The organism is Paeniglutamicibacter sp. GQ140 (assembly GCF_059759235.1).
Genome location: NZ_JCAXDW010000011.1, coordinates 134,716 through 153,552 on the forward strand (window position 1 = coordinate 134,716; position 18,837 = coordinate 153,552).

At 65.8% G+C, this 18,837-nt stretch carries 20 protein-coding genes; 17 read left to right on the top strand and 3 right to left on the bottom strand.

Annotation, left to right across the window (positions count from 1 at the left end; all coding sequences use genetic code 11):
* The first annotated feature begins 1 nt into the window (after position 1).
* The 7 genes from AC6CHY_RS15350 to rpsN all read left to right on the top strand — a co-directional run bounded on the left by AC6CHY_RS15350 (position 2) and on the right by rpsN (position 4,605).
* Positions 2 to 1,156, top strand: coding sequence for an ABC transporter ATP-binding protein (locus AC6CHY_RS15350; RefSeq protein ID WP_498227269.1), 1,155 nt, complete (start codon positions 2 to 4; stop codon positions 1,154 to 1,156).
* Entirely contained in the window at positions 1,153 to 2,097 is a 945-nt protein-coding gene (locus tag AC6CHY_RS15355) for an ABC transporter permease (RefSeq protein ID WP_498227270.1), read from the top strand. The genes AC6CHY_RS15350 and AC6CHY_RS15355 overlap by 4 nt, the downstream gene beginning before the upstream one ends.
* Before the next feature lie 11 nt (positions 2,098 to 2,108).
* Positions 2,109 to 2,906: an ABC transporter permease gene (locus AC6CHY_RS15360; protein WP_217390086.1), complete on the top strand. Its 798-nt coding sequence runs from the start codon at positions 2,109 to 2,111 to the stop codon at positions 2,904 to 2,906.
* A gap of 96 nt (positions 2,907 to 3,002) precedes the next feature.
* Entirely contained in the window at positions 3,003 to 3,476 is a 474-nt protein-coding gene (locus AC6CHY_RS15365; RefSeq protein WP_217390088.1) for a MarR family winged helix-turn-helix transcriptional regulator, read from the top strand.
* 417 nt (positions 3,477 to 3,893) lie between these two features.
* Positions 3,894 to 4,130 (top strand): 50S ribosomal protein L28, encoded by a 237-nt coding sequence (gene rpmB / locus AC6CHY_RS15370; RefSeq protein WP_132359223.1) that lies wholly within the window; start codon positions 3,894 to 3,896, stop codon positions 4,128 to 4,130.
* Complete coding sequence (gene rpmG / locus AC6CHY_RS15375; RefSeq protein ID WP_007270730.1) at positions 4,130 to 4,297, top strand: 50S ribosomal protein L33; 168 nt, start codon at positions 4,130 to 4,132, stop codon at positions 4,295 to 4,297. Before rpmB ends, rpmG begins: the two co-directional genes overlap by 1 nt.
* A 2-nt stretch (positions 4,298 to 4,299) precedes the next feature.
* Positions 4,300 to 4,605 (top strand): 30S ribosomal protein S14, encoded by a 306-nt coding sequence (gene rpsN, locus AC6CHY_RS15380; RefSeq protein ID WP_068733062.1) that lies wholly within the window; start codon positions 4,300 to 4,302, stop codon positions 4,603 to 4,605.
* A gap of 106 nt (positions 4,606 to 4,711) precedes the next feature.
* Here rpsN and AC6CHY_RS15385 read toward each other — a convergent pair whose 3' ends face one another.
* A complete protein-coding gene (locus AC6CHY_RS15385) occupies positions 4,712 to 5,350 on the bottom strand; it encodes a DnaJ family domain-containing protein (RefSeq protein ID WP_498227271.1) in 639 nt (212 codons plus the stop codon).
* 388 nt (positions 5,351 to 5,738) lie between these two features.
* Between AC6CHY_RS15385 and AC6CHY_RS15390 the strand changes: the two genes are divergently transcribed.
* The 10 genes from AC6CHY_RS15390 (at position 5,739) to AC6CHY_RS15435 (ending at position 15,930) form a co-directional block, all read left to right on the top strand.
* On the top strand, positions 5,739 to 6,722 hold the full coding sequence (locus AC6CHY_RS15390) for an SDR family NAD(P)-dependent oxidoreductase (RefSeq protein WP_498227272.1): 984 nt from the start codon (positions 5,739 to 5,741) through the stop codon (positions 6,720 to 6,722).
* On the top strand, positions 6,715 to 6,963 hold the full coding sequence (locus tag AC6CHY_RS15395; protein ID WP_498227273.1) for a hypothetical protein: 249 nt from the start codon (positions 6,715 to 6,717) through the stop codon (positions 6,961 to 6,963). Before AC6CHY_RS15390 ends, AC6CHY_RS15395 begins: the two co-directional genes overlap by 8 nt.
* 81 nt (positions 6,964 to 7,044) lie before the next feature.
* Complete coding sequence (locus AC6CHY_RS15400) at positions 7,045 to 7,329, top strand: HU family DNA-binding protein (RefSeq protein ID WP_071212675.1); 285 nt, start codon at positions 7,045 to 7,047, stop codon at positions 7,327 to 7,329.
* 185 nt (positions 7,330 to 7,514) lie between these two features.
* A complete protein-coding gene (locus AC6CHY_RS15405; RefSeq protein ID WP_498227274.1) occupies positions 7,515 to 8,144 on the top strand; it encodes a hypothetical protein in 630 nt (209 codons plus the stop codon).
* Between the two features lie 58 nt (positions 8,145 to 8,202).
* The gene (locus AC6CHY_RS15410; protein ID WP_498227275.1) at positions 8,203 to 8,823 is read left to right on the top strand and encodes a copper resistance CopC family protein; all 621 of its coding nucleotides are present in this window, start codon (positions 8,203 to 8,205) and stop codon (positions 8,821 to 8,823) included.
* Positions 8,824 to 8,962: 139 nt separating this feature from the next.
* The gene (locus tag AC6CHY_RS15415) at positions 8,963 to 11,074 is read left to right on the top strand and encodes a bifunctional copper resistance protein CopD/cytochrome c oxidase assembly protein (protein ID WP_498227276.1); all 2,112 of its coding nucleotides are present in this window, start codon (positions 8,963 to 8,965) and stop codon (positions 11,072 to 11,074) included.
* Complete coding sequence (locus AC6CHY_RS15420) at positions 11,064 to 11,834, top strand: hypothetical protein (RefSeq protein ID WP_498227277.1); 771 nt, start codon at positions 11,064 to 11,066, stop codon at positions 11,832 to 11,834. The genes AC6CHY_RS15415 and AC6CHY_RS15420 overlap by 11 nt, the downstream gene beginning before the upstream one ends.
* 143 nt (positions 11,835 to 11,977) lie before the next feature.
* Positions 11,978 to 13,933: an NHL domain-containing thioredoxin family protein gene (locus AC6CHY_RS15425; RefSeq protein WP_498227278.1), complete on the top strand. Its 1,956-nt coding sequence runs from the start codon at positions 11,978 to 11,980 to the stop codon at positions 13,931 to 13,933.
* A gap of 231 nt (positions 13,934 to 14,164) precedes the next feature.
* Complete coding sequence (locus AC6CHY_RS15430; RefSeq protein WP_498227279.1) at positions 14,165 to 14,653, top strand: MarR family winged helix-turn-helix transcriptional regulator; 489 nt, start codon at positions 14,165 to 14,167, stop codon at positions 14,651 to 14,653.
* 5 nt (positions 14,654 to 14,658) lie between these two features.
* Positions 14,659 to 15,930, top strand: coding sequence for an MFS transporter (locus AC6CHY_RS15435; protein WP_217390332.1), 1,272 nt, complete (start codon positions 14,659 to 14,661; stop codon positions 15,928 to 15,930).
* Between the two features lie 26 nt (positions 15,931 to 15,956).
* On the opposite strand, the gene AC6CHY_RS15440 is transcribed toward AC6CHY_RS15435, so the two are convergent.
* Both AC6CHY_RS15440 and AC6CHY_RS15445 read right to left on the bottom strand, forming a co-directional pair.
* The gene (locus AC6CHY_RS15440) at positions 15,957 to 16,952 is read right to left on the bottom strand and encodes a hypothetical protein (RefSeq protein WP_498227280.1); all 996 of its coding nucleotides are present in this window, start codon (positions 16,950 to 16,952) and stop codon (positions 15,957 to 15,959) included.
* 46 nt (positions 16,953 to 16,998) lie between these two features.
* The gene (locus AC6CHY_RS15445) at positions 16,999 to 18,702 is read right to left on the bottom strand and encodes a helicase HerA-like domain-containing protein (RefSeq protein ID WP_498227281.1); all 1,704 of its coding nucleotides are present in this window, start codon (positions 18,700 to 18,702) and stop codon (positions 16,999 to 17,001) included.
* Between the last annotated feature and the right edge of the window lie 135 nt (positions 18,703 to 18,837).

Here is an 18,837-nt window from a genome sequence, read left to right on the forward strand (position 1 = left end):
AATGACAACAACTTCCACCATCAAGGACGAGGCCCGGCCCAAGGCGTCCTCCGGGGCCGACCTTCATCTGGCCAACGTCACCAAGCGATTTTCGGATTTCACCGCGGTCGACGACCTGACCCTCATGGTGCCCAGCGGCACGTTCTTTGCCCTGCTCGGCCCCTCGGGCTGCGGCAAGACCACCACGCTGCGGATGATTGCAGGCCTCGAACAGCCCACCAGCGGAACGATCAGCATCGGAGGCAAGGACGTCACCAAGCTGCCTTCCTTCCAACGCCAGGTCAACACCGTCTTCCAGTCCTACGCGCTGTTTCCGCACATGACGGTGCTCGACAACGTTGCCTTCGGACTCAAGCGCAAGCGGGTCGGGGACTCGGTCGCCCGGGCCAAGGCGGCGCTGGAGATGGTCGAGCTCCAGCACCTGGCCGCGCGCAAGCCGATGCAGCTCTCCGGAGGGCAGCAGCAGCGTGTGGCGCTGGCCCGTGCGCTGGTCAACCGTCCCGCCGTGCTGCTGCTTGACGAACCGCTCGGCGCCCTGGACATGAAGCTTCGCCGGCAGATGCAGGTGGAGCTGAAGTCAATCCAGACCGAGGTCGGCCTGACCTTCATCCACGTGACCCACGACCAGGAGGAGGCCATGACCATGGCCGACACCGTCGCGGTGATGAACAAGGGCAAGATCGAGCAAATGGGTGCCCCGCGCGATTTGTACGAACTGCCCAGGACCGCCTTCGTTGCAAACTTCCTCGGCAAGTCCAACCTGATGCCCGGAAGCGTCACCGAGGACCTCGGCGACGCCGTCGCCGTGGACGTGGCAGGCCACCGCCTGGTCATGCCCAAGGACCGGGCCGTGTCCCACAGCGGTGCAGCCGTGGTGGGAGTGCGCCCGGAAAAGATGCGGGTGTTGAACCTGTCCGACGAATACTCGCCCAGTGCCAACATGCTCACCGGCACCGTCCTTGACGCCTCGTTCACCGGGGTCAGCACCGAATACCTGGTGGAGGTCCCGGGCATCGGCACCCTCGCCACGTTCTCGCAGAACATGGGCCAGGCCCCGGCGCGGCGCGGGGACACCGTGCGCATGACCTGGGAACCGGACTTCTCCTTCGGCCTTGACGGGTCCGCAAAGACCACTGAGGGGCAGGACGCGGTATGACTTCCACCGTGGAGCGTTCCCGCAGACGGAAGAACAGGGGACCCCAGGACCTTCGCAGCGAGGAAGAACTCGTCGCCGAAAGGCGCAAGGGCAGGGTCGGCCTCTACCTGATCATTCCCGGCATGGCCGTCCTGGCCCTGTTCTTTGCGGCTCCGGTACTGGTCCTTCTGGGCATGTCGCTCTATGCCAGGCCACCGGGCGCGGAGATCGGCGAGTTTGTCCCGGCCCTCGAATTCGGCAACTACGCCACGGTCGTCGGCGCCTACTGGGAGGTGTTCCTGCGCTCGTTCCTCTTCGCGCTCATCGCCACCGTCGCTGCCCTGCTCATCGGCTACCCGATGGCCTACCTTGTGGCAGTCCGCCTGCGCGGGCGACAGCTCATGCAGGGGATCCTGCTGGTGCTGCTGATCGCGCCCTTCTTTTCCAGCTTCATCCTGCGCACCCAGGCCTGGAAACAGATCCTCTCCGACGAGGGCCCGGTGGTCACGGTGCTGCGGGCCATTGCGATCCTGCCGGCGGATGGCCACCTCACCGCAACCGCCTTCGCCGTGGTGTGCGGACTGACGTACAATTTCCTGCCGTTCATGATGCTGCCGATATACGCGAACCTCGACCGACTGGACACCAACCTGTTGGAGGCCTCGGGGGACCTATATGCCAGCCCGCTGACCACCTTCTTCAAGGTGACGCTGCCGCTGTCCATGCCGGGTGTTTTTGCCGGCACCCTACTGACTTTCATTCCGGCGGCCGGAGACTATGTCAACGCCGCACTGTTGGGCAACAACCGGGACACGGCAATGATCGGGCAGATCATTGACTCGCGATTCTTCAAGGTGGTCGACTACCCCGGGGCCTCGGCGCTGAGCTTCATCCTCATGGTCCTGATCCTTGCGCTGGTCATGATCTACATCAAGCGATTTGGCACCAAGGAATTGTTCTAGGAAGGCAAGGCATGAGACAAAAATTTGGGCGCTGGTTCATTCCTGTCGCCGGGGGCCTCGCCTTCATCTATCTGCTGGTACCGATTGCCTACATCTTCGTTTTCTCGTTCAACGATGCCGGGCGCACCAACCTCGAATGGCGAGGATTCACCCTTGATAACTGGAAGAATCCCTGCGGCGCCCCCAATGTGTGCGAATCGTTGGTGAACTCGCTGCAGATCGGCGTGGTTGCCACCATCTTCGCCACGGTGCTCGGAACCTGTGTGGCCCTGGGCCTGGTGCGCTACAAATTCAAGTTCCGCAATACCGCGGACCTGCTGATCATCCTGCCGCTGGCCACACCCGAGGTGGTGCTGGGAGCCTCGCTGTTGGCCCAGTTCCTGAACCTGGGTTGGGAGCTTGGATTCAGCACCATCGTGATTTCCCACATCATCTTCTGCATGTCGTTCGTCGTGGTCACCGTCAGGGCCCGGGTCTCTTCGCTGGACCCGCGCCTCGAAGAGGCGGCCTCCGACCTCTATGCCAGCCCGATCACCACCTTCTGGAAGGTGACGTTCCCGCTGTTGCTTCCGGGCATCGTCGCCGCGGCGCTGCTGTCGTTCGCGATGAGCTTCGACGACTTCATCATCACCAACTTCAACTCCGGAAACTTCTCGACCTTCCCGAAATTCATCTATGTCTCGGCCACCCGGGGCATTCCGGCCCAGGCCAACGTCATCGGATCGGCGATGTTCATCCTTGCACTCGTGGTGGTGGTGACCTCCCAGGTCATTGCCTACCGCCGGCGAAAGGCACTGGCCGCGCGCTAGCCTGGCCGCGCCGGACACGCGATTTCTGCCACTAACCACCGGTGACAAGGGGACAGAAGGGGGAAAGCGGGCAGGGCCTGTGGAAAGATAGTGGCCATGACTGAACCGAAGTGGTTGACGCCCGTGGAAAGAGAAGCCTGGCTGGCTCTCGTCTCGGTGACGACGTTGCTGCCGGCCGCTCTCGACAGCGAACTGCAGGTCCAGGCGAAGATCACCCTCTTTGACTACACGGTGCTGGCCATGTTGTCGGAGGCCCCCGACCACATCCTGGCCATGAGCGAGCTGGCATCGCGCACCAGCTCCTCGCTTTCGAGGCTCTCACACGTGGTTAAGAAGCTCGAGGGCCGCGGATGGGTAGAACGCAGCAGGTCCGCCGAGGATGCCCGTGTCACCATTGCCAAGCTGACCCGCGAAGGCTGGGACACCGTGGTGACCCTGGCCCCCGAACACGTCGACTCGGTGCAAAAGATGATTTTTCAGGGACTTGACGACCACGATGTTGCGGAATTGGCGCGTATCGGCCGGAAGCTTGTGGGCCAGCTGAATCCCGAACACTGGATCCTGCGGTAGGAAGCAACCGGGCCACTCTCCCCGGTGACGGCGCAGCCGTACCCGGGAGTGAGGTAGATCGCATGCGTGGAAGCCAAAAAGGCATGTTGTCGATTTGGCTGCCGATGTGTTAATCGCCTAGAATGATTAGGCGTTAAGTCGTGCATGCCCAATCGGGTTTGTGCGGTTACCCGTAAAACCGAATATCGCGGACAGCTGAGTAGGGAAAAATACTCGCCGACCGCGAGGTTCACCGTCTTTCACGCTAATCAGGGCGCTTCGGTTGGTTCTCACCCAGCCTGGTTACCTTCAAAGTGTGCAGTAATAACGGTGTCACAACTGGTGGCGGGACTCTTATACGCAGATTCAGAGGCAGCAGTTTTCCGCTGTATCTGTAAAACGAGTACCGCCAATATTTACTACAACTGAGGAGTGATCATGGCAGCAGTATGCCAGGTGACTGGTGCAGTTCCGAATTTCGGACACAGCATCTCCCACTCGCACCGCCGCAACAAGCGTCGGTTCGACCCGAATATCCAGAAGAAGCGCTACTGGGTTCCGTCCCTGCGCCGTAACGTCACGCTGACCCTGTCGGCAAAGGGCATCAAGCTCATTGACGTTCGCGGCATCGACGCCGTTGTTACCGGACTCATTGCAAAGGGTGTGAAGATCTAGTGGCTAAGGATAAGGACGTACGTCCCATCATCAAGCTCAAGTCGACCGCCGGCACCGGTTTCACTTACGTAACCCGTAAGAACCGTCGTAACAACCCAGACCGCATGGTTCTGAAGAAGTACGACCCGGTAGTCCGCAAGCACGTCGAATTCCGAGAGGAGCGCTAAAGATGGCCAAGAAGTCCATGATTGCTAAGAACGAGCAGCGCAAGGTCATCGTTGAGCGTTACGCCGAAAAGCGTGCAACCTTGAAGAAGACCCTCGTTGACCCGAACGCAACCGACGAGGCACGCGAAGAGGCCCGCCTGGGCCTGCAGAAGCTGCCCCGCAACGCATCGCCGATCCGCGTTCGCAACCGCGACGCCATCGACGGCCGCCCCCGCGGCACCCTCCAGAAGTTCGGTATCTCCCGTGTTCGCTTCCGCGACATGGCACACCGTGGCGAGCTTCCGGGCATCACCAAGTCTTCCTGGTAAATTCCAGAAGCAGTCAAAGGCCCCAACCGATTCGGTTGGGGCCTTTGGCCATTTAAAGGTTCAACGCGTTGCCCGAGGACGCCTGGTGGCACGGAGCCGGGGGAGGCTACGGCCTATTGCGTTTACCCAGCCAGCGTCCGAGCCACCTGGCACGTCGCGGCGCAACCGCGACTTCCTGCTCCTGAACCTCGGCTGATCGTCGCGATTTCCATGCGGCGATCTCGACCTCGACGTCCCGCAGGGGCGTAATTACCGGAGGTCCCCCGAGCAGCTGGCGACGTGCATCGATGACGCGGGCATTGAAATCCTCAAGCAGGGCCCGCACGGCGGCGGCGCCGGACAACCGGTCAAGGGTCCCCTCAAGCTCATCGTCTTCCTTGCGCAGCATCAAGGCAGGGGGGCCGAGGCCGGTGATTTTCTCCCGCTCGATAAGCCCCTTGACCCACCAGTCCGGATCCGTGGTGGCGCCAAGGCCGGGTATGGGTTTGCCGGCGTAGGCAAGGTTGTCGAATTCTCCCCGCGCGAACGCAGCATCCAAGGCACTGTTGGCGGCCTCCCAGACCTCGTCCTCGGCGAGGAAGCGGGGGATCGCGGCAGGCGCCTCCTCCGTGTCGCCAAGGGTCTTCCCGGTGCGCTGGGCATATTCGTCCGTGAGGGGGAGTTCCTCGGCAATGTCCCGGTCCAGGCGGTAGCGCGCCGAGCGCAGCGATGCCTCACTGTTTTCATCAAGATTGCGTCGGGCCATGGGTGTCGCCCACCTTTCAATGAGGATCCCCACCAACACTAACGAGGGCCCGGCAGCGGGGCAACGACTGGCAGTTGCAGGCACCCCATGCCGTTGTGGCTCATTCCCTGCATTCCAACGGCTCGCTAAGCCCAGGATTCGATGGGCTGCCGCCCATGAAGGCGCTTTTCGGTATCGCCACCCTGATGCCCCTGGTTACTGCAGCCGCCGCAGCTCTGTCGCACCGCATCGGAAATTTCGTCTGCCGCCACCGGGTCGCGACCCGCCCGCACCAACGCCGGCGGTGCACCGGCGGGGTATCTACCCCTGGGTTAAGGGATGCTCCAGGCGGGACCAACCAAACCGGAATGCCAAACGCCAGGCTTGGCAGGCGGTAGCTTTGGAGATCATGAGCCAGAACAAAACCACCCACGCGGTCCCGAACCGTGCCATGCCACAGACCGCAACCGCGGCTCACCGCCACGTCGGCGATGCCGCCGGACTGCGGATACTGGTCACCGGGGCGAATGCCGGCATCGGTTTTTGGAGCAGCCTCCAGCTGGCCGGACGCGGCGCAGAGGTCATCATGGCGTGCCGGAACACCCGCAAGGCCGAAACGGCTGCCCAGGCCATCCGCGCCAGGGTCCCGGCCGCAAATCTCCGTGTCGTCGAACTTGATGTTGCCAGTCTTCAGTCGGTCTCCGAAACCGCCAAGGAACTCAACGGTCTCACGCACCTGGACGTCCTGATCGCCAACGCAGGCATGGTCCATACCCCTCGGACGAGGCAACGCAGCATGGACGGGCTGGAGCTGGTGGCCGCGACCAACTACTTCGGTCACTTTGCGCTGGTTGCCGGGCTGTTGCCCGTGCTGGAACGGGCGGCGGCTTCCCGCGTGGTGGCCCTCGGCTCGCTGTCGACCCTGTTGGTCCGCCCGCGCCTCGACGATCCCCAATTGCTGAGGAACTATTCATCGTGGCTTGCGTACGCGCAATCCAAGATCATGCTCCAGTCCTTCGCCTTTGAGCTGAACCGTCGGCTTCAGCGGTCTTCGAGCAGCATCCGTGCCCTGGGCGCGCATCCCGGCTACTCGATTTCCGGGCGCACCCCTGCGGTTGTCGGCGTCAATGAACCGAGAGCGTTCAAGCGGGCCACGGACACGCTCCAGGCGCCTTTCGCCCAAGGCAAGGACAGGGGCGCCTGGCCCATTGTCCGTGCCGCGCTGGACCCCGAAGCGTTCACCTCTGAGGGACCGGTGTTTTACGGTCCGAACGGTTGGGTCAAGGGCGGTCCGACAACGACCAGGCCCGCTTCGATCACCACCGATCCGCACGCTGCGAAGACCATCTGGAACGCAGCTGAATCCGCCACCGGAATTTCCTTGCTTGGCTGAGGCCGAATGTCGCCCCGAGCGGTTTCAAGGGAGCGTACCCAACCCGATTTTTGTCGCGATCGGAACCGAAATCGGCAACTCGCGCGCGACTTCGGGGGAAGGGACGATTGCCGGCCCGGGCGTGCTGTTCGTCTCTCTTTGGGCTGAAAAACTGCCGCTGAACGCGAAAAACCTGCCAAAGTTCAAAAAATTCCCGGGAATTCGGCCCAATTCGGGCGTTTCGCGCAGGAACATTTGGTAAGTTCTCACACAGAAGTCCCCGCGAACGCGAGGCGACCCGCGCCGATACCGGGCGGGAAGATGAAGTCCAGGAGGACATACTTTGGCTATGAACCGTAGTGAACTTGTTGCAGCTGTCGCCGAGAAGACCGGCAACTCCCAGGTAGCCGTCAACGGTGTTTTGGATGCAGTGTTCGACGTATTCGTTTCCCAGATTTCCAAGGGCGAAAAGGTCTCGATCCCGGGCTGGCTCGCAGTCGAGCGCACCGACCGTGCAGCACGCACCGGCCGCAACCCGCAGACCGGCGAAGCCATCCAGATTCCGGCCGGCCACTCGGTCAAGCTGACCGCTGGCTCGAAGCTGAAGGCTGCCGTCACCGGCAAGTAATCTGCGCCCCGCGCAACAGCTTTCAAGCCGCCCCCTGCATCGGTCCATGGACCGGAAGCAGGGGGCGGCTTGGCGTTAACGGGGCCCTCGGCGAAATCTGGGTTCTACGATCAGTAGAACCCCGTAGAATGTTTGCTGGAACTTGTAGGCAAGACCTCGGAATCCCTTGGTGGTGGAATCACGGCATGAAGAATCACGGCCAGCGCATCGTGCGTGGCTGGATTGGCGCGCTCGTTTGCACCAGCCTTGCCGCTGCCTCCCACACACTGATCGACGGCGACTTGCCGCCGCTGCCGATTCTCGGCCTCCTGCTGTGCATCGGTGCCGCGATCTGCACTGCGCTTGCAGGCAGCCGGATCTCGCTGCCGCGCACCGCGCTAGCGGTGATGCTGAGCCAGGGTGCGTACCACGGCGCCTTTGCCCTGTTCGGACACCAGCATCGGGCCTCAGGTCTGCTCAATGAAGACCCAAGTCTTGCCGGTCACGCCGCCCACACCCTGACACTGAGCGTGGACACCTCCGTGGCAGCGGCCGCCGATCCCTCCGCATCCTGGCTGATGCCGCTCGCGCACGTGCTTGCGGCGGCGGTGACCGTGGTGGCCCTGCGCCGGGGCGAAGTCGCTGTTCGTGCATTCGCCGACGTCGTCTCCCTCTACGTGCCGCGACTGATCCTGTTCATCCGCAGCCTGCCATCCGTACGCGGCAAGCAGCCGCTGCTCGGTGTCCCCTTCAGGTCCTTGGTGCTGCGCGACGTGCTGCGTCCCGCGCTGCATCGCCGCGGTCCTCCGCGTGGTCCCGCTTTCGCATTCTCGTAAAAGCCCCAGACCACGATCGCGGCGCAGCAGTGCCGCGAAGGACAGGACCACAAGACCCATGACCCAAGTAATCCCAACCCCGCGCACCGCCACCCGGATCGGCGTGCTCCTTGCCGCCGTGCTGCTGTGCCTGATGACCGTCTTCGGCGTCTCCGGAGCGCAGGCGCACGATGAGCTGATTTCCTCCACCCCGGCCAGCGGCGACGTCCTCAAGACCTCACCGAAGTCGCTCGTGCTCACCTTCAGCGGGGACATCAAGGAGATCGGCACCATCCTCGAGCTGAAGGCCGCCGACGGGAAGAAGATCGGCACCACCTTCAAGATTGACCGCCGTGACGTCATCGTCACCCCCGAGGCCCCGCTGCCCAACGGAAGCTACACGCTGGTTGCCCGCGTGGTGTCCTCCGACGGCCACCCGATCGCCAAGGACATCGACTTCCAGGTCAACGGCCCCGCGGCCGTCGCGGACTCCGCGCCCGCAACCGCCCAGGCCCCTGACGCCGGCGCACCGGCGGCAGGACCGGCACCCGCGGCCGAAACCGCAGCGACCGCCGATGACGCCGCGGACGGCCAGCCCCTGGCCGGCATGCCCGCCGGCCTTGTCTGGACGATCCTCGCCCTTGCCGGAATCGGCATGGTCGTGCTGGTGCTGCTCAAGGTCCGCCGCCAAAACAAGTAGCCTGCTGCCCGGCAACGACCTGTCGCAACTCTTCCGGGCCCAGGGTGGCGTGGGCCACCCTGGGCCCGGAGGAGTGGCCGATCGGTGGGAGAATGAAGCGGCAGGAAGCTGAAAGGACATTGTGAACAAGTCACGGAACATGCAGGCAACGGCCGCCAGGGCGCAGGCGGCGGACCCCACGGGACGGCTGTGGCCGCTGCTGACCCTTCCCGCACTGGCTGTCGGCGTGCTGGTGCTGATCGCGGCCAGCTACTTTGCCGGCACCGCGCAGGCCAGCGAGCTGGGTGACCCCGGACCGTTGATCCGCTGGGCCCTTCCCGTGGCCAAAGCGCTTCACCATTCCTCGATGGCCATCACGGTTGCCGCGCTGGTTTTTGCCGCCACCATCCTGCCGCGCTCCACCAAGCCCAAGCGCCCGGCACCGGGCGAACACGACACCGACGGCGGCCAGGTCCATCCCGCCTTTGCCCGCACCATGAACCTTGCCGCCGCCGCAGGCATGCTCTGGACGGTGTCCGCGGCGGGGGTGCTGGTCTTCAATTTCTGGGACCTCGTCGGCAAGCCCATGAGCACCGATCCCAGCTATACCAGCGCGATGCTCGACTACGTCCTGAACATTTCCGTGGGCCGGGCCTGGGCCTGGATGATCGTGATTGCCGCGATCACCTCCTCGCTGGCCTTTGGCGTGCGGTCCCCGGCACTGGTGGGTGCCACCGCCGTCTTTTCCCTCGCGGGAGTCCTGCCGATGTCCCTGATCGGACATGCCGCCGGCGGCGACGACCACTGGGGAGCGGTCAACTCGATCATGCTGCACCTGGTGGGCGTGTGCCTCTGGTTCGGCGGCATTGTCGTGCTTGCCGCGCTGGCCCCGCTGCTGGCCGCCAAGGCTCCGGGCCGCTACGCGGGCACCCGGCCCATCCTGGCCGGCACCGTGCTGCAGCGTTTCTCGGCGCTGGCCACCATTTCCATCGTCCTGGTCGCCGGTTCCGGCGTCGTCAACGCCTCGATCCGCATCACCGGCTGGGACCAGTGGATGACCCCCTACGGCTGGATCGTGATCGCCAAGGCCGTGGCCACCCTGGCCCTGGGTGCCCTGGGCCTGGCCCACCGCCGACGGGTGATCCCGGCGCTTCGGGACGGAAAGCTCCAGGCCACGCGCGCCGCCTGGCTCGTGGTGGGCGCCGAGGCCATCGTTATGGCCGCCGTCATGGCACTGGCCACGGTCCTGGCCCGCACCGCGCCTCCCACTCCTGACACCGCGCCGGAACTGCCGACCCCGGCACGGTTGCTCACCGGGTACGAGCTTCCCCCGGCGCTGACCAGTGCCAGTTGGCTTGAGGTCTGGCGCTTCGACTGGCTGTGGATCGCCATCGCGCTCTTCCTGGCCCTCGCCTACCTGTGGGCCGTGGTGAAGGTGCGCCGCCGCGGAGACAAGTGGTCGGTCCTGCTCACGATTTCCTGGATGGTCGGGTTGGCCTGCCTGTTCTACTTCACCTCCGGCGCCCTGGCCGTCTACGGCAAGATCCTTTTCTCCGTGCACATGGTCGACCACATGGCGCTGACCATGGTCGCGCCCCTGTTCCTGGTGATCGGCTCGCCCGTCACCCTGGCCCTGAAGGCCCTGCCCTCGCGCGGCGACGGGACCCGCGGGCCGCGCGAGTGGATCCTGGTGCTGGTGCACTCGAAGTTCTCCGCGTTGGTCACCAACCCGATCTTCGCCGCCGCCAACTTCGCCGGATCGATCATCATCTTCTACGGCACCGAGGCCTTCGGCTTCGCCCTGCGCAACCACGTGGGCCACGAATTGATGAACGTGCACTTCCTCATCACCGGCTACCTCTTCGCCCTGTCGATGATCGGCACCGACCCGGTGCCGCGCCGCGCGCCGTACCCGCTGCGCCTGGTGATCCTGCTGGCGACCATGAGCTTCCACGCCTTCTACGGGGTCTCCATCATGAGCTCCACCTCGCTGATGCAGGCCGACTGGTTCGGCAACATGGGACGCACCTGGGGCGAGGATGCGCTGGAGGACCAGCGGCTGGGCGCCGGGGCCATGTGGGGGATCGGCGAGATCCCGACGCTGCTGCTGGCCCTGGGCGTGATGGTCTCCTGGAACCGGGACGACTCCAGGGAGAGCAAGCGCAAGGACCGGCAGGCCGAACGCGACAACGACGCCGAGTTGAATGCGTACAACGACATGTTTGCCCAGTTGAAAAAACGAGACGAGGAGATTGCGCGCCGTGGCCGCTAGGACCAAGACGGGTGCCCTGCGCACCCTTGCACTGAGCCTGTCGATGGGCCTGCTGCTGGCCGGATGCGCGGGATCCCCGCAGGCGGTCGAGCTGCCCGAGGGGCACGCACCGCTCAGCACCGGGTCTTCCGCCGCCGCGCCCTCCAGCGCGGCTACCGAGCTGGACGTCTCGGAGCTCTCGGTGGCCTCGGGCATCTCCATGGCCGCACGGCTGGGCTTCGACCAGGCACGGGTGATCACCGGCACCGAACTCGCAGCGCTGAAGAAGGCGCCGGAGGGTACCCAGGGCGGGGTCACCGTGCTGCCCACCCAATGCGCCGAGGTCATCGAGTCGCTGAACTGGTCCCCGCTGCAGATGGGCGGCGAGGGCGCGCGGACCGATTTCCTGACCGAGAAGATTCCCGCCACCGGGTCGGTCGAGGTCGCCAAGGTCACCGACAAGGCCGCGCTGGAGGCGCACTACGCCACCGTGCTGGCCATGCTCACCGACTGCAAGAAGGTGACCATGCACCAGGAAACCGAGACGGTGCCCTTCGCCACCGCCAAGCCGGATCTCAAGGCCGGCGAGGCGGACTCGGCCATCGCGTGGACCCGCGGCAGGCCCGGCCAGGGAATGCGCCAGCAGGCCCTGGTGTTGATCAAGGCCAAGGGGGACCACGTGGCAATGGTGTCCTTCATCGCCGGTGACGGCCTTGAGGCCCCCGAGTTCAGCCAGATGGCAGCCCAGATCCTCAACGCCGCACTCGCCCAGGCCGGCTAACCGGCCCCGTGCCTTGCCCGGGCAAGGGGCCCGGGGCCCGCCGGCGGGTTCGTCGCATCAGGTCATGATGTCCCGCCCCGGGGACCAAACCGGGATAATTGAATCCAGCACCGCGTCAGCCGACAAGCTCAAGGAGTATCCCCATGACAGCGCCCACAAACACCGGAACCGAATCCGTGCGTACCTCGTACAAGGTCCGCGCCTCAGAACTGGTCGGCCGCAACTGGCTGAACACCGGCGGGAAACAGCTGACGCTGCAGGACTTCCGTGGCAAGATCACGATCCTGGACTTCTGGACCTTCTGCTGCATCAACTGCCTGCACGTGCTGGACGAACTGCGGCCGCTGGAGGCCAAGTACTCCGAGGTCCTGGTGACGGTCGGCGTCCACTCCCCGAAGTTCGAGTACGAGGCGGACCCGGTGGCCCTGGCCGCGGCCGTGGAACGCTACGAGATCCAGCACCCGGTGCTCGATGACCCCGAGCTTGTCACCTGGCAGGCCTACGGCGCCCGCGCCTGGCCGACCCTGGTGGTCGTGGACCCCGAGGGCTACATCGTCGCCCACCTCTCCGGCGAGGGCCACGCCAGCGGACTGGAGTCGCTGGTGGAGGAACTCATCGCCGAGCACGACGCCAAGGGCACGCTGCACCGCGGCACCGGCCCCTACGTGGCACCCCCGGCACGCGAGGGCGACCTGCGCTTCCCGGGCAAGGCGGTGGCCCTGGAAAACGGAAACTTCCTCATCGGGGACTCGGGCCACCACCGCATCGTGGAACTGGGCAACGACCTGTCCACCGTGGTGCGCACCTTCGGCTCCGGAGTTAAGGGCTTTGCCGACGGCGACGCGGCCACCGCACAGTTCAACGAGCCCCAGGGCCTGGCCCTGCTCCCGGCCGAGCTTGCCGCCACCCTGGGCTACCACGCGGTCATCGCCGACACCGTGAACCACCGCCTGCGCGGGCTGAACCTCGACACCGGCGCGGTCACCACGCTGGCAGGCAACGGCATCCAGCGCCTGCTCGACGCCGACCAGGCCCGCACCGCGGCCGGCGACGGCAACGAAGGGGCCTGGATCAGCGACCTGGGCAACGACCCGCTGAACACCTCCCTGTCCTCCCCGTGGGACGTGTTGTGGAGCCCCAAGACCAACGCGGTCATCATCGCGATGGCCGGAACCCACCAGATCTTCTCCTTCAACCCCGAGACCCTGGCCCTTTCCGTCTTCGCCGGCACGGGCCTGGAGGGCCTCGCCGACGGGGCGCCCGGGGAGAGCTGGTTTGCCCAGTCCTCCGGCCTGGCCCTGGACAAGCAGGAAAACATCTGGGTTGCCGATTCGGAGACCTCCGCGCTGCGCCGCCTGGTGCTGGCCGCGGACGGCTCCGTCGAAGCGGTCGAAACAGCGATCGGCGCCGGGCTCTTTGACTTCGGCTTCCGCGACGGCGCGGCCGAGGCGGCACGCCTGCAGCACCCGCTGGGCGTTGCGGCGCTGCCCGACGGCTCCATTGCCATCGCCGACACCTACAACGGAGCGGTGCGCCGCTACGACCCGGCCACCGCCACCGTCAGCACCCTGGCCCGCGGCCTGAACGAGCCGGCCGACGTGCAGCTCGATGCCTCGGTGGACGGCGAGCCGGTCCTGCTGGTCGTGGAAACCAACAACCACCAGCTGGTGCGCCTGCCGCTGCCGGCCGAGGCACTGGTCGTTGACGAGGGCGCCAGCCAGACCCAGCGCCCCAAGACCAAGGTCACGGCGGGGGAGCACGCGCTGACCGTGCGTTTCTCCGCACCCAAGGGCCAGAAGCTCGATGACCGCTGGGGGGATCCCACCCAGCTGAAGATCTCTTCCTCCCCGGAGGAGCTGCTGCTCTCCGGCGGCGGCACCTCGACGGGCCTGACCCGCACCCTGGAACTGAACCCGGAGATCCCCGAGGGCGTCCTGCACATCACGGCCCGCGCCGCCGCCTGCGACGGGGAGCCGGGTGGCGAGATCCCGATGCACGCCGCCTGCCACCTCTACCAGCAGGACTGGGGCATCCCGGTGGTCCTGGACGCCGAGGGTGAAAGCGAGCTGGTCCTGGACCTGCGCGGGCTGGACAACTAGCGGGTTCCTTCCCCTGCCCCTCCGCGAGGCCCGTCCCCATCCGGGGGCGGGCCTCGCGCCGTCCGCGGGTGCACCGCGGCATGGTGAGCATTCTCACCCACTGCCGGGATGCGAACGGTGAGCCGCGTCATGGCGGGGAAAATTCGACCCGCGTATCGTTAGCAATGCTAAAGAAACCAACGAGGTCGAAACCAAAGACGCCGGGTCGCCCGGCGCATTGAAGGAGGGTCCGTGGCTCGCCCGGATCAAGTGAACGTAACCAACAACGCCCCGAAACCCGCACCAACAACCCCCGCCGACCCCAGCGACACCGGGGACCTGGCCGCCGAACTGCGCGTGGCCGTGATGAAGACATCCCGCCGCCTGCGCCTGGAATCAAGCTCCGAGTCGCTCACCCCCGCACAGTATTCAGTGCTCGCGGGCCTGAGAAACGAGCAACACACCATCGGCGAGCTGGCCGCCCGCGAACAGGTCGCGGCCCCGTCCATGACGCGCATCGTGAAGTCCCTGCTGGAGGCGGGGCTGGTCACCCGCACCGCCAGCGAGCACGACGGACGCCAGGTGCTGATCGCACCCACCGCCGCCGGGAGGGACGCCTACCGGGGCGCACGCAGCCAACGCACCGCCTGGCTGGCCACGCGCCTGGAAACACTCGGAGCCAAGGACCGGGCAACGCTCGCGCGCGCCGCGGCCCTGCTGCAGGAAATGAGCGCCAAGTGAGCCGGATGTTCAGCGCCCTGAAAAACCCGAACTACCGGCTCTGGACCGCCGGCGCACTGGTCTCCAACATCGGCACCTGGATGCAGCGCGTGGCCCAGGACTGGCTGGTGCTCACCATGCTGACCAACCACGACGGAACGGCCGTCGGCATCACCACCGGCCTGCAATTCCTCCCGATTCTGCTCCTGGGCCCCTTTGCCGGCGTGCTCGCGGACCGCATGGACAAGCGCAAGCTGCTGCTGGTCACGCAGTCGGCGATGGGCTTCTTTGCCGTGCTGTTGGGCGTACTGGTGGTCACCGGCGCCGCGGAGCTTTGGCATGTCTACCTGCTTGCACTGGGGCTGGGCGTGGCCAGCGCCTTCGACGCGCCGGCACGCCAGGCCTTTGTCTCCGAACTGGTGCCGGCCGGCGACCTGCCCAATGCCGTGGCGCTGAACAGCGCCTCGTTCAACCTGGCCCGGCTGGCCGGCCCCGGCGTCGCCGGGATGCTGATTGCCCTCTTCGGCACCGGACCGGCATTCCTCATCAACGCCGCCAGCTTCGGCGCGGTGATCTTCTCCCTGGCCAAGATGCGCACGGAGCGGTTCCAGCCCACCGTGCTGGTGGCCCGCCGGAAGGGCCAGATCCGCGAGGGCGTGGCCTATGTGCGCCAGCGCCCCGACCTGCTGCTGATCTTTGGGCTGGCCTTCGTCGTGGCCACCTTCGGCCTGAACTTCCAGCTCACCAACGCCATGATGGCCACCGACGTGTTCAACGTCGGTGCGGGGGAGTTCGGATTGCTGGGAACCATCATGGCCGTCGGCACCCTGGCCGGGGCCCTGCTGGCCGCCCGGCGGGGCAGGCCGCGGATGCGCTACCTGCTGGGCGGTGCCATCGGCTTTGGCGCCACGGCACTGATTGCCAGTTTCATGCCGAGCTTCCTCTGGTACGCGCTGATGATGGTGCCGGTGGGGCTGGCCTCGCTGACGTTCCTCAACAGCGCCAACACCATGATCCAGCTGTCGGTCGATCCTGCCTACCGCGGGCGCGTGCTGGGGCTCTACGTGATGGTGGTCCAGGGCGGAACGCCCCTGGGCGCCCCCTTGGTGGGCTGGCTCGGCACCGAGTTCGGTGCCCGCTGGTCGGTCGGCAGCGGCGCGGTGCTCTCCCTGGTCGCCGGGCTCATCGCCGTTGTCCTGGTGGTGCGCAGGTCGCGGAACGCCCCGCGACTGAAGTCCGGCTCCCCGGCCAGGCACCGGGCCGCATCCCGCCCGCTGGTCCCCGCGCTGGGCCGCTAGGCCCCGCGGCTGGGCCGAAGCGCGCGTTACTCGCTGGAGACGGGGGTGACGCGGACCTTGGTGGTGTTGGCCTTGAGCGCCGCGGTGAAACCGAAGGTGTCGTCGATGGTCTGTTCGGTGTACCTGCCGGTCCGCAGGTCCTGCTCGGTGAGTTCCAGGCGGGCCTTGACGGTCAAGGGACGCAGGGACCAGCCCCCGTCGAAGGAAACGACCTCGGCGGCCGGGTAGTCCACGATGCTCCAGTGGATCGAGTCCGACTGCACCCGTGCGGAGGTGGAGTAGCTCATCGGGCAGCCGGCGGGCATGAGCACCTGCTGGCTGGCGCAGCCATCGAGGTACGCGGTGATCTGCTTGTTGACCTCGTCGAGCAATTTCTTGGTCGGCCGGGTCTGCAACTTCACCTCCGTGCCCTTCCTGGCGAAATCGGTCACGGCCAGGCCCCGCGAGTCGGCACTGAAGTTGGGGGTCGCGAAACCGGTGTCGATGACCGCGGGAACGAAGACCGGAACGGTGGCCTGGCCCTTGACCAGCGGGGCGCGCCGCGCGTTCACCAAGACCTCGTTGGTGGTGTTGGCCGAAATGGCCACCGTGGGAAGGGTCGTGGGAACGAACTCCCAGTTGTCGAAGAACAGCCAGCTGCGCCCGGTGTGCCGCAACTGGTAGGTGGTTTGCTGCTCAACGCCGTGGATCGAGTAGCTGGCCACGACCTTGACGGTGTCCTCGGCCCCGAGGATCTCCTCGGGCTTGCCGACGGTGAAGTCCTTGATGTCGGCACTGGCGGCCTTCAGCCCCTCGCCGTCAAGCAGCAGGGCGTTGCCCGCGGGCACCTTGGCATTGAGCATGCCCAGTGCCTGGGCGCCCTCGCCGTTGACGAGGTGGGACTGGAGTTCCTTGACCATTTGGGCCGGCCCGAAGGCCTTCTGGTTCACCAGGACGATGACGGAAACTGCAACTACGGCCAGCACCACAAGGGCCGCCGCCCAGATGGCAGCGACCCTTGTGGGTGATAAACGTTCGCTCATTGAGTCCAAGGCTACCGGGAAAATCGGGACGTTTGCGCTAATTGTCCTAGCGGCGGCGGCGCCGCCTGGTGCCGAACATGCCGCGGAGCATTTCCCTTCCGAACATGTTTGCAGCCTGTAAGGCCATGTCAAGCAGGGGATTGTCGGGCTTCTGCGCCGGTGCCGGCGCCTTGGTCCTGCCACCGGGGGAACCCGTTGTGGCCACCGGCGGTTCGGCCTTGGTGTAGTCGGCCGCCCCCGGTTCCGGAGCGGAATTCGGGATTGACGACGGCCGGCCAAGAATGGATTCCTCGATGTGCCGTGCGGCGGCGTCGATGTCGGCCTGCGTCTGGCCGGGACCCGGGACCCGGGCGGCAACCGACCCTCCGGTGGGCACCGGCGCCTCGGAGCCCGAGGTGGTGGCCCCGTTGAGCTTTTCGTAGGCGGATTCGCGGTCCACGCTCGTGCCGTAGACCTGCATCAGGGCGGAAGAACCGATGATCCCGGATACCACGTCGGGGGCGGAGGGGCCCATGGTGGATTCAGGGCTCCACATGCGCGTCCAGGCCACCGGGGTGGGGGCGCCCTTCTCGTTCATGACAGTGACCACCGCTTCGCCGGTGCCCGCCTGCGTCAGCGCCTCGTCCAGGTCGTAGTCGCTGGTGGGGAACGTGGAGATCGTCGACTTCAGTGCCTTGGCGTCATCGGGGGTGAAGGCCCGCAGGGCATGCTGGATGCGGTTGGCCAGCTGTCCCAGCACGTCGCCGGGAACGTCCTTGGGCGTCTGGGTCACGAAGAACACGCCGACGCCCTTGGAGCGGATCAACCGGACGGTGGCCGTGATCGAGGTCAGGAAGGCCTTGGAGGCCCCGTTGAAGAGCAGGTGCGCCTCGTCGAGGAAGAACACCAGCTTGGGCTTCTCCGGGTCCCCGGCCTCGGGCAGTTCGGCAAAGAGGTCCGCCAGCAGCCAGATCATGAAGGTGGAAAAGAGCAGCGGCTTTTCCATGAGGGTCGGCAGTTCAAGGATGCTGATGACCCCGCGGCCGTCAGGTGCCTGGCGCAGGAGCTCGGCGGTGTCGAATTCCGGCTCGCCGAAAAACGACTCCATGCCCTGGGCCTGGAGGGTGACAAGCTCGCGCAGGATGACGCCGGCGGTCGCCTTGGACACGCCTCCCAGCCCCTCGAGTTCGTCCTGGCCTTCATCGCTGGTCAGGTGCTGGATGACCGCGCGCAGGTCCTTGAGGTCGTGGAGGTCCAGGTCCTTGGTGTCGGTGTAGTGGAAGATCAGCTGCAGGCAGGATTCCTGCGTTTCGTTCAACTCCATGATCCGCGAGAGCAGCAGGGGACCGAAGGAGGAGAGGGTGGCGCGGATCGGGGTTCCCTGCCCGTTGCCGCCCAGGGCGTAATACTCCACGGGGAAGGACTTGGCTTCCCATTTCATGCCGACAGAGGCGGTGCGCGCAGTGAGTTTTTCCGTCGGGGTCCCGGGCGTGGAAAGACCGGTGAGATCGCCCTTGATGTCTGCCAGGAAGACCGGAACCCCGTGGGCCGAAAGCTGTTCGGCCATCAACTGCAGGGTAATGGTCTTGCCGGTGCCGGTGGCGCCTGCCACCAGGCCGTGCCGGTTCATCATTCGCAACGGCAGGCGGACCTGTGCCTCGGGGAAGAGCTGGCCATCGACCAGCGTTGCCCCCAGATTCACCGCCAACCCGTCAAAGGCATAACCTGCGCTGATGGATTCCACGTGCTGGGCTGTTGTCATCTTGGCCATGACCATAGCCTACGGTCTGGATCGTGACAGTGGTGGTGGGCGCGCCAATTCTTTTTGGCAGCCAGGATGCGCAGGGCCCCGGGAGGAATGCTCCCGGGGCCGGCCGTCGTGGTTGCGGTGCGCTGCTCCGTGCCC